At 66.4% G+C, this 14,462-nt stretch carries 13 protein-coding genes and 1 tRNA gene; 7 read left to right on the forward strand and 7 right to left on the reverse strand.

The window, feature by feature from the left end; genetic code table 11:
• The coding region (locus VMJ70_15330; protein HTO92503.1) for a hypothetical protein at positions 1-207 on the forward strand (207 nt) is incomplete at its 5' end.
• 474 nt (positions 208-681) lie between these two features.
• Here the strand turns inward: VMJ70_15330 and VMJ70_15335 are convergent.
• The gene (locus VMJ70_15335) at positions 682-1,656 is read right to left on the reverse strand and encodes an SDR family NAD(P)-dependent oxidoreductase (GenBank protein ID HTO92504.1); all 975 of its coding nucleotides are present in this window, start codon (positions 1,654-1,656) and stop codon (positions 682-684) included.
• Between the two features lie 129 nt (positions 1,657-1,785).
• Here VMJ70_15335 and VMJ70_15340 point away from each other — a divergent pair, with 129 nt between their 5' ends.
• Positions 1,786-2,400 carry a TetR/AcrR family transcriptional regulator gene (locus VMJ70_15340; GenBank protein ID HTO92505.1) on the forward strand — a complete coding sequence of 205 codons (615 nt, stop codon included), beginning with the start codon at positions 1,786-1,788 and terminating at the stop codon, positions 2,398-2,400.
• A 179-nt stretch (positions 2,401-2,579) separates the two neighbouring features.
• Positions 2,580-2,656: transfer RNA gene (locus VMJ70_15345), tRNA-Arg, on the forward strand.
• Positions 2,657-3,207: 551 nt separating this feature from the next.
• Here VMJ70_15345 and VMJ70_15350 read toward each other — a convergent pair.
• Positions 3,208-3,771 (reverse strand): isoprenylcysteine carboxylmethyltransferase family protein, encoded by a 564-nt coding sequence (locus VMJ70_15350; GenBank protein ID HTO92506.1) that lies wholly within the window; start codon positions 3,769-3,771, stop codon positions 3,208-3,210.
• 91 nt (positions 3,772-3,862) lie between these two features.
• On the opposite strand from VMJ70_15350, the gene VMJ70_15355 reads away from it, so the two are divergent.
• A complete protein-coding gene (locus VMJ70_15355; GenBank protein HTO92507.1) occupies positions 3,863-4,135 on the forward strand; it encodes a hypothetical protein in 273 nt (90 codons plus the stop codon).
• A gap of 19 nt (positions 4,136-4,154) precedes the next feature.
• Here VMJ70_15355 and VMJ70_15360 read toward each other — a convergent pair whose 3' ends face one another.
• The 3 genes from VMJ70_15360 to VMJ70_15370 form a co-directional block, all read right to left on the reverse strand.
• The gene (locus VMJ70_15360; GenBank protein HTO92508.1) at positions 4,155-4,286 is read right to left on the reverse strand and encodes a hypothetical protein; all 132 of its coding nucleotides are present in this window, start codon (positions 4,284-4,286) and stop codon (positions 4,155-4,157) included.
• 101 nt (positions 4,287-4,387) lie between these two features.
• The gene (locus tag VMJ70_15365) at positions 4,388-6,112 is read right to left on the reverse strand and encodes a hypothetical protein (GenBank protein HTO92509.1); all 1,725 of its coding nucleotides are present in this window, start codon (positions 6,110-6,112) and stop codon (positions 4,388-4,390) included.
• Between the two features lie 453 nt (positions 6,113-6,565).
• Entirely contained in the window at positions 6,566-6,769 is a 204-nt protein-coding gene (locus tag VMJ70_15370) for a cold-shock protein (GenBank protein ID HTO92510.1), read from the reverse strand.
• A 638-nt stretch (positions 6,770-7,407) separates the two neighbouring features.
• Here VMJ70_15370 and VMJ70_15375 point away from each other — a divergent pair.
• Both VMJ70_15375 and VMJ70_15380 read left to right on the forward strand, forming a co-directional pair.
• Complete coding sequence (locus tag VMJ70_15375; GenBank protein HTO92511.1) at positions 7,408-9,819, forward strand: FlgD immunoglobulin-like domain containing protein; 2,412 nt, start codon at positions 7,408-7,410, stop codon at positions 9,817-9,819.
• 159 nt (positions 9,820-9,978) lie between these two features.
• On the forward strand, positions 9,979-10,887 hold the full coding sequence (locus tag VMJ70_15380; GenBank protein HTO92512.1) for a hypothetical protein: 909 nt from the start codon (positions 9,979-9,981) through the stop codon (positions 10,885-10,887).
• 23 nt (positions 10,888-10,910) lie between these two features.
• Here VMJ70_15380 and VMJ70_15385 read toward each other — a convergent pair whose 3' ends face one another.
• Complete coding sequence (locus tag VMJ70_15385) at positions 10,911-11,906, reverse strand: sensor domain-containing diguanylate cyclase (GenBank protein HTO92513.1); 996 nt, start codon at positions 11,904-11,906, stop codon at positions 10,911-10,913.
• A 174-nt stretch (positions 11,907-12,080) separates the two neighbouring features.
• Between VMJ70_15385 and VMJ70_15390 the strand changes: the two genes are divergently transcribed.
• Positions 12,081-12,917: a VOC family protein gene (locus VMJ70_15390; GenBank protein ID HTO92514.1), complete on the forward strand. Its 837-nt coding sequence runs from the start codon at positions 12,081-12,083 to the stop codon at positions 12,915-12,917.
• A gap of 47 nt (positions 12,918-12,964) precedes the next feature.
• Here the strand turns inward: VMJ70_15390 and VMJ70_15395 are convergent, their stop codons facing one another.
• Positions 12,965-14,452, reverse strand: a complete 1,488-nt coding sequence (locus VMJ70_15395) for a transglycosylase SLT domain-containing protein (protein HTO92515.1) — start codon at positions 14,450-14,452, stop codon at positions 12,965-12,967.
• Positions 14,453-14,462 lie beyond the last annotated feature (10 nt).

The raw sequence follows: 14,462 nt of genomic DNA on the forward strand, positions 1-14,462 counted from the left end.
CGGACGGACGATCCGACGGAGCGCATCGACACCAAGATCCTCGAAACGGTCGTCGAGCTGGATGACCCCAAGGGGCTCGTGCCAGGGATGCTGGTCACCGGCTACATCGAGGCCGGCAAGCCTGGCTCCGGTCAAGTTGGCCCGCTTGCCGAGGATCGGCCCTCGATCATGAACCAGGAGGCCAAGAGCAACGGGCGGAGCAGGTGAAGATGAAGCCCCGGACGACTGCGAGATTGCGATTCTCCGTTACGTCGGACCTCTCATTCGAAGCGCCGCCTGCGGCACGATGGTCGAGGGCCGAGGAATAGGTCGTTCTCAGCTCTGACGCGGTCGCCCCACCCGCCGTCCTGGCCGGGTGGGCAGCAACCTTCCAGATGTCCGCTTCTGACCATCGGTGTCCACTCGTGACCGCTGCTGTCCGCACGGGGGTTCCTGATCGAGAACCGACGAGAACTACGCAAGACACGTAGCCTCACGTAAGTCCTTCGGAGCACTCGCCAACAATCGGCCCCGCTCGAAGATGTTCGGGCGGGGCGATCGTTTGAGACGTGACACTGGCGGACACGAGCGGACACGTTGGGCCATTGAGGGGGTAGCCAAAGGGTAGCCAACTAGAGTGAATGCGCGCGGGGTACGGCCTCTCGGAGGCGCCGGCTGCGCCGTGCCGCGATCGGTGGTCCTTCAGGACACCCCGCTCAAGGATGCCGGGTGAGACAAGTCGACGCCGGAGACCTTGACGACGGCCTGCCACGCGGCTTCCTGGCTGGCGTGATCGTAGAGGTGTGGCTGGCGCTGCACCTCAATCGGGCCTGAGAATTTTCCTTGGGCCGAGGCGAAGAATTGCCCTGAGACATCGGTTCCGAACTCCGACGCCTGGAGGTACCGACGAGCCGCGGTCTCCGGCGTCTGATTCATGCCGGGAATGAGGTTCACGATTGGGATCATCAGATACTTCAACGCCGGGCCAGCGTTTCGCACCGCCTTGGTGGCGGTCGCCCCACCGGGCGAGACAGCGTACACGGCCATGCCGGAGGGTAGCCGGCGCGCCAGCGCCGCGACCCACCAAGCGATAATGAGCTTCGCGTCGGCGTACGTATTGTTGGGCACGTACTTCACGTTTGGCCCGTTGCGAATCAGGGCTTCAATGGCCGCGGTCCGGTCTCCCCGGAAGTACTTGGCCGCGAAGGCTGGCAGATCGGTGTAGCTGAACATCGGCACGCCCCCACGGGCAGGTTCCGCGCCGGCGATGACAATCCGCGCGTCGGGGCTTAGCAGGTTGGCGCGGCGCAACCCGACAGTCAGTTGATGATGGCCGATCAGCGGGGCCTGAGAAGCCTCGACGCCCGCCGCAGTGATCACGCGCTCCTTACCTGGGACCATCCCAGCATTGAGCAGGAGGAAATCGATCGGCTGACCCCGCCTGACCAGCTCGGCGAGGGCGGACTGAACGCTGGACGGCGAGTCCAGATCCAGCTCCAGCGGCGTGAGGACCTGTTTCTTGGTTTCAGCCGCGAGTTGAGCGGCTGTCTCCTGGACCCCGGCAAGGCTGCGGCCGGTGACGATGACCTGGCGGCAGCCCTTGGTGGCGAGCATGCTGGCTGCCGCATAGCCGAGCCCCGAGGTGGTGCCGGTGACGAGTGCGATCGAATGTTCCATGGGCGACTCCGTGGTGAAGGAGGATGTCGGGTCGTGAGGCCCAGCGAGGCCATGGCCAGCTTGCCAATTTCGAACTGTTCAGTTACATTATGTGGGTGCGATGGCCACCGTCAAGGAGTTTCGAACTAAATGATTCAAAAGACCATTAGGTCGCGGGGTCGACCGCGCAGCTTCGACGAGAGGGACGCGCTCGAAAAGGCGACCCAGGTGTTTTGGTCGAAGGGCTACGACGGAGTGACGATCGACGATCTCGTCGCCGGGATGGGTGTGGGACGGCCGAGCCTCTATGCCGTCTTTGGGGACAAGCGGGCGATATTCTTGCGCGCCCTTAGGGCGTACGCAGAGGCGAAGGGCGCTCGCGCTGCCAAGGCGCTCCTCGCGCCGCAGTCTCTTCGCGACTCGCTCGCGGGCTTTCTGAGGCACGCCGTTGAAAGTGCGACCCAGAAAGGGTCCGCCCGGGGCTGCCTTGTGGTCTGCGTCGCGCCGCTTGTGAATGACGCTGAGGTTCAGCGGTTCCTGCAGAGCACGGTCGCGGGCGGCACGGCACTGGTGGAGCGCCGTCTCCGGGACGGGATCAGCGCGGGAGACATCCCGCCTGACTTTCCGGTAGCCGTGCGCGCGATCCAAATCACGGATTTTGCTCGTGGCCTGACCATGCGTGCGCGGATGGGCACGCCGCGCAAGACGCTCCTCAAGGATGCCGAGGCGGCGGCCGACTTGGTGCTCCAGCCGCGGCGCGTCTGACGCGTTATCGGAGACGATTCACTGGGGAAGTGTCCACGAAAGCCGGGTCAAGCCCACTTGCGTCCATTCTCTTCGCGAATAATCCCGGCTAGTGCGGACATGGGTTGAGCAGAGTTCTACTGGACCGCGTGCCTGCGTGATTTGGCCTTCAAGCATTGTGCGCTATCCTCTTGCGTCACGGCCCCGTAGCTCAGACGGATAGAGCAGTGGTTTCCTAAACCGCGTGCCGCTGGTTCGACTCCAGCCGGGGCCACCACCTAAATCGCCGCAACCCACCGCGAAAGTGCGTCAGCCAGAGGGTGTTCCGGGTTCCCGGGGCACCCTCGCCGTTTGGCCGGAAATGGACAGGAATGGACTGGAGAGGACATTGAGGGGGAGACCAAGGGGAGACCTGCGCGGCGGCAACTCCTTCGGGCCTATTGGGACCTCGATGCGGTCGGCGGCGACGCACACGCCGCCCCTGATGACGTAGCACTCAACGAAGTGGTTGCCCCAGTACCTCGTGCCCTCCTTAGGCTTCCTGCGGCCCTCGTCCTGGTAGATCCGACCGCGGAGCTGTCCCATGCGACGCGCATCTGCCCCCAGTGTTCTTCACCTTCCAGCGCACCAGGACGGGGGAACAAGCGATGCGATGGAATCCGAGCACCATCGGCCCGAGACTCGCCCGCGCGGCGGTGCTCGTCGCGGCCGGACTTTCGACCGTGGCGGGGGCGGCGAGCGCCGAGGCGGTTCGTGGTGAGAGCCCGACCGCTTTCATGACGGTTGTGGGGCGAAGTTTGTTGACGCCGTCGCTGACTCCGCAAGCGCCTACAGCACGAACGGGATCAGCGCGCGCACGCGCTCGCGATAACGCGGGTACGCCTCGGGGAAGTGGCGCGTGAGGAGCTGCTCCTCCGCCTGGAGCTTGAGCCAGAGGCTGATCAAGAGGACTCCGCAGAACAGGAACTGCGAGAGCCATGCGTGCAGCATGGCTGTGCCGAGCGCCATGACCAGGATGCCCGTGTAAATCGGGTGGCGGACGTAGCGATACGGACCTCGCTCGATCAGCTCGTGATCCTGCTTGAACGTGACGGTGCCGCTCCAATTACGCCCGAGCGCGAAGCGGGCCCACAGCGTGACCCACAAACCCACGAGCACCACGGCCGCGGCCAGCCACTCGATGGACGGGGTGGGTGTCCACAACTGGCGAGCTCCGATGAGTTGTCGGTTGCGCGCAATCCAGTAACCGACCGCGAGCACCACGATCATCGACGATCGACCGAAGCTCCAACTTCGCTCCACCGTGCGCTTCACGAACAGCGCGGCGATGAACCAGGTGACGGCGAACAGGGCCCAACTGGCGAAAACCACGATCGAGGGCAGATCAAGCATGTTACGATCGTAGCGGGCGACCTGTAGAACACTCAACCGAGCCGAGCCCGAAATCGCCTGACTCGCGCCCGCGCTTCCGCCCGAGCTGGAGATGCGCGCCCTGCGCCGGACGCGTGGGGCGCTGGCCCTGCAGAGGGGGCTCTTCGCCCTCGCGATCACGTTCACCGCGCTGGCCTTCGCGATCCGGATCTCGTACGAGGACCATCGAATCACGAGGCTCCGCCTGCGCGAGGTCGGCGCGCTCGGCCCCGGCCGGCACCTGGTTCACCTCGGCGACGGGGCGCGTGTCCCGCCCGGGGTCTACCTGCTACGGCTGGTGCAGGGGAACGAGGTCCGTCACGCGCGGGCGGTGGTGCTGCAATGAGGAAGCGGCCTACTCCAAGCTAGGCCGCGCTCGCGTCCCCGTCGCCGCTTCTGCCCTGGGCGATCCCGAGCGCTCGCGCCGCCGCCGCGACCACCGCCTCGGGCTCCTTGCCATCCTTGGGAAACGCCGCAAGGCCGATGCTCACCGCCACGGCGCCGGCCTCGGCGCCCGAGAACGCGGCACTCTGCGCAGGCGCTTGCGGCAGCCGTGGCAACTCCGCCGAAGTCGAGGACGCCGTCGGCGCGTGACCCACTACTTCAGCGGATGCCGCCAGACCCCGCTGCCATAGGTTCCGGCGAACAGGCCTGTGCCGGTGACCGCGAGGGCGTGCACCTCGAACCGCGATACACCGCCTTGGAGCGCCACCCAACCGGCGCCGTCGTCAGTCGAGCAGAACACGCCGCGGCCGTAGGTCGCGGCGAAAAGCCTGGTGCCGCTGACGGCCAGATCCAGGACTAGTTTGTCGGAGAGGCCATTGCTGGCCGCGGACCAACTGGCGCCGTTGTTGGTCGAGCAGAATACTCCGCCAAGCGTTCCCGCGAACAACTGCCCGTCGCACACAACAAGGGAATAGACGAAGCTGCTCCCGAGGCCGGCATTAACCGCGCGCCAGCTGGCGCCATTGTCGGTAGACCGCAGCAGTCCGTTTCCCAAGTCCGCAACGAACAGTATCCCGTCCTTCATTGCAATCGCGCCGACGGGATTGCCGGTTGCACCTTTCACTGCGATCCAACTGCTGCCGTTGTTAACTGAGCGAAACACGCCGCCCGCGTCCGTCCCCGCGAACAGGGTCGTGCCGTTGACGCTGAGTGCAGTGACATACGCGCCCGCCAACTGTGCGCCGCTGACGTCCGTCCAATGGCTGCCGTTGTCGGTTGAACGGAAGATCCCCGCTTGGTACGTCCCGGCGAAAATGGTCGTGCCACTCAGGGAGAGCCCAGTGATCCAAACGTTCGTCAGCCCACTGCTGACCGCCTCCCAATGGGCGCCTTCATCGGACGAACGGAATACGCCGCCGTCCAATTGACCGGCGAAGATGGTCGTTCCGCTCACCGCCAGGGCGGTGACTTTTGTAACCACAATGCCGCTGCTGGCCGCGATCCAATTCGCTCCGGCGTCGGTCGAGCGGAATACTCCGCTGACATATGTCCCGGCGAAAAGGCTCGTGCCGGTGGCGGCAAGGGCATGGACGTCCGTCGTCGTCAAGCCGGCGCTTGCGGCAGTCCAAGTGCTCCCGTTGTCGGTCGAGCGGAACACGCCGCTGCCTCCGGTTCCAGCAAATAGCTCTGTACCGCTCGGGGCGAGGGCGCGAATACGTGGGTCCGGCAGACCGGCGCCGATCGCCACCCAGGTGTCACCGTTGTCGGTCGAGCGGAACAACCCATGCCAAGTCCCAGCGAAAAGGGTGGTGCCGCTGACGGCCAGCGAGGTAACTGACGACACAGCCCAATCCGTCAACCCGACATTAGCCGCCGTCCAGTGGGCGCCGCCGTCGGTCGACCGGTATACGCCGCCGTAGGTCCCGGCGAACAGGCTGGTGCCGCTGACGGCCAGGGCCTGGACCCGCTCGTCGATCAGGCCCGTATCCGCTGCGGTCCAACTGGCGCCATCATCGGTCGAGCGGAATACGCCGTCGTGGTAGGTCCCGGCGAACAAGCTGGTGCCGCTCACGGCCAGTGCCTGGACCCAAGTACCCGTCAGACCGGTGCCAGTGGGGGTCCAGCTGACACCATCGTCGGTGGATCGATACACCGCCCCTCCTGCTCCCGCGAGGATGCTGCTGCCGCTAACCGAAAGCACGCCGACCCCAGCGTTCTGCAGACCATTGTTGGCTGCGGTCCAGCTGTCGCCATCGTCGGTCGAGCGGAAGACACCGGCGCCCGATACCGCGGCGATGATGCTGGTGCCGTGGACGGTCAGGCTCAGAACTTCTCCGCCGCCGGGGCCGGTGGTCTGTGTCCATTCGCCGGGCGGCACCGGCTCCCGCGGCCCCTCCGGGGCCGTGACCAGGCCGCTGACCGAGCGCTTGCCGCAGCCCATCATCAAGGGCAGGACGATGAGAAGTGCGCACGCTACGACGCATGGATTCGGGGCATGATTGCCCGATCGCAGCCTGAGACGGAGGGGAGACAGATTGTGCATCGCGGCACCGGTCCCACTTCCTGCTGTATAAGACCGTCCTCAACACCGTGACACGGGGGATTGGGGAGGACACCGAGAGGATGACGCTGCACTCGAGCGGCCGCAAGGCGTTTCGACCGCGAGCCGCCCGATGGCGGCTTCCTTCACCAACCTCGGCCTTGGGTCTGCCCGTGCTGTGGCGACGTGCGGGGGTGCGCGTTGTGCCCGTCGTCACGATCGCCCACAAACGCCGAGGGCGGCGTCCTTGCGGACGCCGCCCCGGCAGCGCGAGGTGGTACCTCGGGCGTTTCAGGCCTTGCGAACGTTTGAGGCCTGCAGACCCTTCGGGCCTCGGGTCACGTCGAACTGAAGCGACTCACCCTCCGCGAGCGTCTTGAAACCCTCGCCGTTGATGGCCGAGAAGTGGACGAACACGTCCTCTCCGCCATCCGCCTGGGTGATGAAGCCAAAGCCCTTCGCCTCGTTGAACCACTTCACGGTACCAGTAGCCACTTGAAACTCCTGTTGTATCCGGGTCTTTCGACCCGCACTTGCCGCGAATCACGCCGCGGCTACGGTCGGTCAACTTGACCGGTGTCTCGATCGCGAGCGGCCACGCACAAAAAAACCGCCAGAGAGTCTCTGGCGGAATCTGAATATGCACGGCACATCCACAGGCAACCGAAGACACACGTAATATCGTCCGGATCGCTCGGGATTGCCAGTCAATTCGACGTGAAGTCCCCAACGACCGGATTCACTTGCGACTAGCGCCGTGAATGTGCTCCCGAGGCGCTCGGCAGGCCTCGGCCCGGCGGGGCCCGTTCCCGATCGCTCGAGCGGGCGACTCGGTACATCGAACTCTGCCGGGCCCGCACCCGCGCGCCGCGGCGGGCGTGGACAGTGGGTGGCGACTACCGATGTCCGCGCAGCCACTCCGACTGTCGTTCGAGCGCTTCCGTGCCCTTTCCCCAGCGCCGCAAGTATCCGCGCTGCTCAAACAGGAAACACTCGACGTTCTCCCAACTCGCGGGGCCGGGCGATCGACGCCGACCCGCCAGACGTTCGCAGAGCCCGCCTCGGACGTACGGAGCAACGGTGGGCCGCCGGGTCTCGGCGCGCCCGTGGAACTTCGATCGAGGGAGCTTCCCATGCGCGCGGTTCTCAAATTCACGCTTCCGCTAGCGCTGGCCCTGACGCCGGGGGAGTCGGTGGCGCAGAGCGTCCAGAGCAATCTCTGGGTGACCAACGGCCCCGTATACGCGATCGCAAGAATGGCCGGCGAGGTCTACATCGGCGGCGCCTTCACCCAGGTCGGACCGCCGATCGGCGGATTCGCGACGATCGACGGCGCAACGGGCGCCATCCAGACGCCGTACGCCGAGGTAGACGGCATTGTGAACGCCTCGATTCCGGACGGCAGCGGAGGTCGCTTCATCGGAGGTCGCTTCAGCCACGTGCAGGGCCAGCCTCACAGTTGCTTGGCGCATCTGGACCCGAGCGGGAATGTCACCTCCTGGGACGCTGGCGTGTTCGACGCGAGCGACGGCGTTCGCGCGCTCGCCATCGATCCGTTCAATCCCACCGTGCTCTACGTGGGCGGCGCGTTCACCTACATCGGCCTGGTGTCCTATTCGAACCTCGTCGCGGTCGACGTCAATACCGCCGCTCTCCTTCCCTGGTCGGCGGGGACCGACGGCAAGGTGAACGCGCTGTGGGCCTACGACGGGACGATTTACGCTGCCGGCGCCTTCTTCTCGGCCGACGGAGCGCAGCGACATTCGCTCGCCGCCTTCGACGCGTTCAGCAGCCTGCGTTCGTGGAATCCCGACGTTAACGGTCAGGTGTACGCGATCGCCGGTTCGGTCGCTCCTTTGACTCATGCGGTCACGCTCTGGGTGGGAGGGGACTTCTCACAGATTGCCGGCCAACAGCACTACACTCTCGCCTCGATCCCCGCGAGCAGTTCGACTCCGAACACCTGGAACGCCAGCACCAATGGCACAGTGAAAGCCATCGCGCTCGGCTACTTCCGAAACAACGTGGTGTCGGTCTATGTCGGAGGCACGTTCAGCCAGGCGGGCGGGCACTCCCTTCCCCGACTGGCCCAGCTCGACGCGTTCAGCGGGACGCCTTCCACCACGTTCACTCCCGGGCCCAGCGACGAGGTGGACGCGTTGCTCCTCGATGGTGGGACGCTGTACGCGGGAGGCAGGTTCGACGTGATCGGCCTGACCGCACATGGGCGTATAGCGGCCCTCGATGCGGCGACGGGCGTGGCGACCGACTGGAACCCGATGTTGAACGCGCCCGTCAATTGCGTCGACGAATCCGGTGGCACCGTCTGGGCCGGAGGCAGTTTCTCGAGCGCCGGGGGCGTCAACTGCTCGAACCTGGTGGCACTCGATGCCACGACCGGCGTCGCGACCTGGACCCCGGGAGTCAACGGGGAAGTCGATGCGCTCGCCACCGACGGCTCGACCATGTATGTGGGCGGCGCATTCACCTTCGTCGGCATCCAAGGTCGTGGCTTCGGTGCGGCGTTCGATTCCAATCACAACGACACCGGCTGGAATCCACGAGCCGATGGCACGATCCATTCAGTGCTCCCGTATGGCGGTTCGGTGTATGTGGGCGGCAGCTTCCTGACGCTCGACAATAACCAGCACATCCACCTCGGACAGGTCGACCCGAGCAGCGGAGCGGCCGGCCCGGAATTCCCGCCGGTCCTCGGCGACGTTCTTGCCATGGTCGTTCACTCGAACCGGCTCTACGTCGGCGGGCAATTCGGAACCGTGGGCTCGAGTCCGCGTGGCTCGGGGGCGGACTTCGATCTGTCCACGCACGCTCTGGGAACGTGGGACCCGCGCGCCACCAACGGCGTCGTTCCGGCTCCGATCTATGCGATCGCAGAAGACGGCAACACACTGATCATCGGCGGCGACTTCTACCAACTGGGTGGCGGCACCCGCTTCAACCTCGGCCAGGTGGACGATGTCGCGGGATCGGCCACGGCGTGGGCCGCGCCGGTCACGGGCCAGTTCTATGCGCTCCAGGGATCGGGATCGAGGCTGTACCTGGGCGGCACGAGCGGCCTTTCGGCGCTCGATATCGGCACACTCGACCTGGTCGCCTGGGACCCGCAGGTGGACGGATACGTCCACGCCCTTGCGGTGGCCAGTGATCGCTTATACGTGGGAGGGAGCTTCTACTCGGCGGGCGGAACCGCGTACTCGAATCTCGCCACGTATTCAGGAGGCGTGACCGCTGTCAGCGCGACGCGCGATGTCGCGAGGGGGCTCAAGCTCTCCGCCAACCCCTCGCGTGGCCCGGTAACGATTGGCTTCGCGCTGCCCGCGCGCGCCACAACCGACGCCGGGATCTACGATCTTTCCGGGCGCCTCGTACGCCGCCTTCGCTCCTCCGTGCTCGAGGCCGGCGAGCAGAGAGTCACCTGGGACGGCCGCGACGAGTCCGGCGGGCGCGTGAACCCGGGCGTCTACTTCGCCCGGGTGAGCGCGGGCTCGTTTCAGAGCGAGACCCGACTCGTCAGACTGCAGTGATGCCGCGCCCGGTCGTGCGCCGGTACCGAGCACACAGCCGTTCCTGCGCACGATCGGCGATCGCCACCACCCGCACCCCGAATTCGCTTGACCCTCGACGCTCCACGGGGCGAAGCTCTAGTTGAAGCGCACCGAGAACGCCCCTCAAGGAGTTCGATCATGGCGCCGCACCTCCGACTCCTCCCGCTCGCGCTCGCGACGCTCCTTTCGTCGCCCGCGCTCGCCCAACCGACCATGGACTCGCTGTGGCCGAGCGACAACGGCAACAGCTGGTCCTACTCCCAGCACTTCGAAAGCACCGAGCAGCCTCCATCCGACAGTCGCACGCGGCTGTTTTTCGACGGCACCACCGTGGCGCCCGACGCCATCGCGGCCCAGTACCTGCGCCAGGAGATGCTGTCGGGAATGGTGCTGGCGAGCGCGCTCGAGTCGATGGTGCCGGACCCGTTCCTGCGCCAGGTTTGGATCGCACGGCCCGATCTGCGCGCGAAGATCGCGCAGGCGATGGCCGATGCGCCGTGTCCGGAGAACGCCCCGGTCGGCGCCCACACCGTGCTGCTCAACGGCGAGTTCGCGTTCCGCAAGACTCCCGACGAGATCGCCGCCTGGCGTTGCAACCTGGCCAACACTCGCTCGTGGCAGTGGCTCGTGTCCGACCTCACGCTCGGCCACGAATTCACGCTCCAGTTGATTCCAGACCTGGCGGACGACGTCTTCCTGCACGGAACGATCGCCGCCATCGAACCGGTCACGGTTCCCGCCGGCACCTTCAGCGGCTGCGTCCGCGTGGATTACCTGATCGACTATGGGCTCAGCCAGTGCACCGATGCTTCGGGCAACGTCGCCGGAACCTCGCGCTCCGAAACCCGCGGCTCGGTCGACTACGCGCCGGACGTGGGTCCGGTCAGGTGCACGGAGGCGTTCATTCCCAACGCCGAGGTCACCGGGAGCTGCGACCTCGGCACTCCGGTGGGTGAGCCGGCGGCGACCGCTTCGATGCTGCTCGATACGGCGCCTACGCCGGCCCGGCGGTCGAGCTGGGGGCAGTTGAAAGCCACCTACCGCTGAGCCGGACTTAGCGCGATCGCGGCTCAGGCGGCCCGGTCGAGCCTCGATTCGACTCGATTTCCACCCTCGCCCTGAGCAGCGGCCAGCGATCGTCCCGCAACCGCCACCAGGACCTGGGGCTCGGCGCCGTTCTCGGGCAGGACCGAGATGCCGATGCTCACCGTCACCCCGCCCGGCCTGGATCTGCGGAACGCATGGGCCTCGATGGCCTGTCGGATCCGCTCCGCCACCTCGACGGCCCCGGTGCGGCCGGTCTGCGGAAGCACGACGATGAATTGTCCGGCGTCGAATCGCGCGACGAAGTCGAACGACCGCACCTGCCGGACGAGCTGCGCGGCCAGATCTCGGATCAGTTCGTCACTCGCGTCGCCTGCGTTCTCCACCAGCGCGCGATCCGCCTCGACGAGCAGCAGGGACAGCTCCTGGCCGAAACGGGCGGCGCGACGCGCTTCGCGCTTGAGCGCCGACTTCACGAAGCGCGCGTTGTACACCTCGGTGAGATCGTCGGTGAACGCCAGCTTCTCGAGACCGCGCGCGAGCCTGAGCGCCTCGAGCGAGCGCTGCAGCACCGTCGTCAGCAGCACGATCGCGCGCACGTCGGCGACGCTGAACCGTGGCCGCCCGCGGCGCCGATACACGGCGAGATATCCGGGATCGGCTCCTCGGCGACGCAGCGCGGCGAACATCACCGGACCGGCCTCGACTCCCGGGCAGCCGTCGTGGGCCGCGTAGCGCGGATGGTCGGCCAGTTCCTCGATCACGATCGGCTGAGGAGTTTGTGCCAGCGTCCGGGCGGCTTCGCTGCCTTCGGGAGACACCGGCGTGATACTTGGCGCCGCGGTGCCGGAATGGAGGACCAGCCGCTCGGCTCGCCCGGGCAGCATGATCACCGTCGCGTCGCCCTCGGTGAGAGCGAGGAGCGTGCGAAGCGCCTGGTCGAGCTGCTCGGCGCGGTCGCGGCGCACCGCGGGGTCTCCCAGGTCGAGGAGGCTGTTGAGGGCCTTGTCGAGGGGGCTCATTGCCAATGTTCCTTCTCGGCGGAGTAAGGGTCCAGGTACTCGGAGGTTATCGGCCTGAGCCGACGCGGACTTCATCGGCGGATGGATAGGGAGGAAGGGGAGTCGATCGACTCGGTGCACCACGCTCGATCGCAACCCCTCGCTCGGGAGCCGCGCTCCCGCTATCTTCGCCCCATGCTCCGCTCGATGGGTCCGGTCCATCTCACCGTTTCCGATCTCGACCGATCGCTCGACTATTACCGCGGCGCGGTGGGCCTCTCGCTTCTCGATCGAAGTGGCGCGCGCGCCTCGCTCGGCGTCGCCGGGCGGGAGCTGCTGGTGCTGTTCGAAGAGCGCGACGCTCGGCCGGTCCCGGGCGCGACCGGGCTCTATCACTTCGCGTTGCTGGTGCCGAATCGAGTGGATCTGGCGCAATGGTTGGTGCACGCGGCGCGCGACCACGTACGGCTGGTCGGGATGTCCGATCACTTCGTGAGCGAAGCGGTCTATCTCTCCGATCCCGACGACCATGGCATCGAGATCTACTGGGATCGGCCGCGCTCGGTGTGGGAGGGAAAGGTGAGCTCGCGCCTGACCAGCATGCCGCTCCAGGTGGAAGACCTGATGGGCGAGGTTCGCGATCCCGAGAACTCGCGCTTCGTGGGGCTGCCGGCAGAAACGGTCATGGGCCACGTGCACTTGAAGGTTGCCGATGTCCCGAAAGCCATCGCGTTCTACCGCGACGTGCTGGGCTTCGCGCTCATGGCGCAGCTCGGCCGGCAGGCCGCGTTCCTCGCCGACGGCGGATACCATCACCACATCGGCGCCAACACGTGGGAGAGTGCGGGCGGCTCGCCGCCGCCGCCGGGAAGCGCCGCGCTCCGCCATGCGACGCTGGTGCTCGCCGGGGCGCCCGAGCGTGACCGCATCCTGGCGCGAATCCAGGAGGCCAGCGCGGTCGAGCCGACGGAATCCGGACCCATGATCCGCGACCCCTCTGGCAACGCGCTGGTGCTCGCGCTGCCTGGTTAGGTTCGGCCTGAGGCGCCCTGCCAGCACCCCCAAGGGGCCGGCGGGCGTCAGTTGCGGTTCGATTCGACCGACTGCCGCGCCTTCGCACGGGTCTGCTGCGCCTCGAGCGTCAGCTTGTAGGCGACATAGTACTTGTAGATGTTGCGAACGTAGGTGGTGGTTTCCATTCCGATCTTCTGGGCCACTACCAGCTCGACGTCGTTGAACCACTCGTTCGGGTCGAGGCCGCGCTTCTCGGCCAGACTGCGCATGCGCGAGATGTTCCCGGGCCCCGCGTTGTAGCTCGCGAACGCGAACAGCGTGCGATTGGCTTCGTCGAACTGGGCGCCCGCGAAGTACTTGCTCATCAGCCGGTCCATGTACTTGGCGCCGGCGTGGATGTTGGGTTCGAGCTGCTCGATGTCGCCGACCCGCAATTCGGCCCCGGTCGCGGGCATGATCTGCATCACGCCGATCGCGCCCATGTGGCTGCGCGCGGTCTGGTCGAGCTTCGACTCCTGGTAGCCCTGCGCCACCAGCATCAGCGGATCGAAGTCGTACTTCGTTCCATATTTCTTGAAGAGCGCCAGCGTCTTCTCGAAGCGCTTCCACGCCGCGCCACCGGTGCTGTTCGAGATCTGTCTGACGTTCCTTTCATAGCTCGCGATGCGCGACTCGATGATGTCCTGATGCTGGAGCAGGCCCCGATCGAAGGCTTCGATCTCGTTCCTCAATCTTGGGCTGTCGCGTCGAATCGCCCAGCCGGTCTTGCCGTCGTCGCGGAGGACGATGTCCTTTCGGATCTTGATCCGGGGCAGCGCCTGCGCCCAGATTCGGGCCTTCCACGAATCCACGATCGTCAGGCCGATCAGGCCGGCGTTCACCATCTCGAGCACGTCCTCGTCTTCGAGCGCGTCGGGCAGCAGCAGGATCTGCACCGCCGCTCGCCGGTCGGCCTTGAAGCGCGCGTTCAGCGCGATCAGGCTCTCGTAGTAGCTGGAGGAGCGACGCACTTCGACGGTCTTCCCCGACAGGCTGTCGAGATTGGCGACCGGCGGCGCGTCGGAGGAGCAGACCAGCTCTTCGAGCACCGGCGGCTGTTCGGCGGGGACGACGAAATCGGCGGCCCTCAGGCGTTCGGGCGTCACCGTCAGGTTGCCGGCGGCGATGTCGCCCAGCCCCCGGGCGAGGTCGCCGACCAATCGATCGCGCGTCGTGGCGATCAGGCTGATGGTCAGCGGACGCCCGGCCAGCTTCTTCTTGTACTTCTGGTTCAAGTAGCGCTCGAACCCGCGGGCGATCTCGGCGGTGATGCCGCGCTCGCGACCCTTGTCCACGAAGAACAGCGTGCGGCTGTAGGGGACCAGCATGCGGATGTGGCGGCGATCGAACATTCCATCGAAGTCGCCGACCCACGGCGTGCGGTCGATCTCGATCTGGCGCAGCTCGTCGTCGTCGGTGGTGTCGCGCGCCTGCGCCGAGCTTGCCGCGGGGAAGAGCAGCGACGTCGCCAGCAGCAAGACGCCGAAGCAACCATGGCGAATCCTCTGAGTCATGCGTCCCCGC

Origin of the sequence: Candidatus Sulfotelmatobacter sp. (assembly GCA_035498555.1) — a bacterium.
Classification (GTDB): domain Bacteria; phylum Eisenbacteria; class RBG-16-71-46; order RBG-16-71-46; family RBG-16-71-46; genus DATKAB01.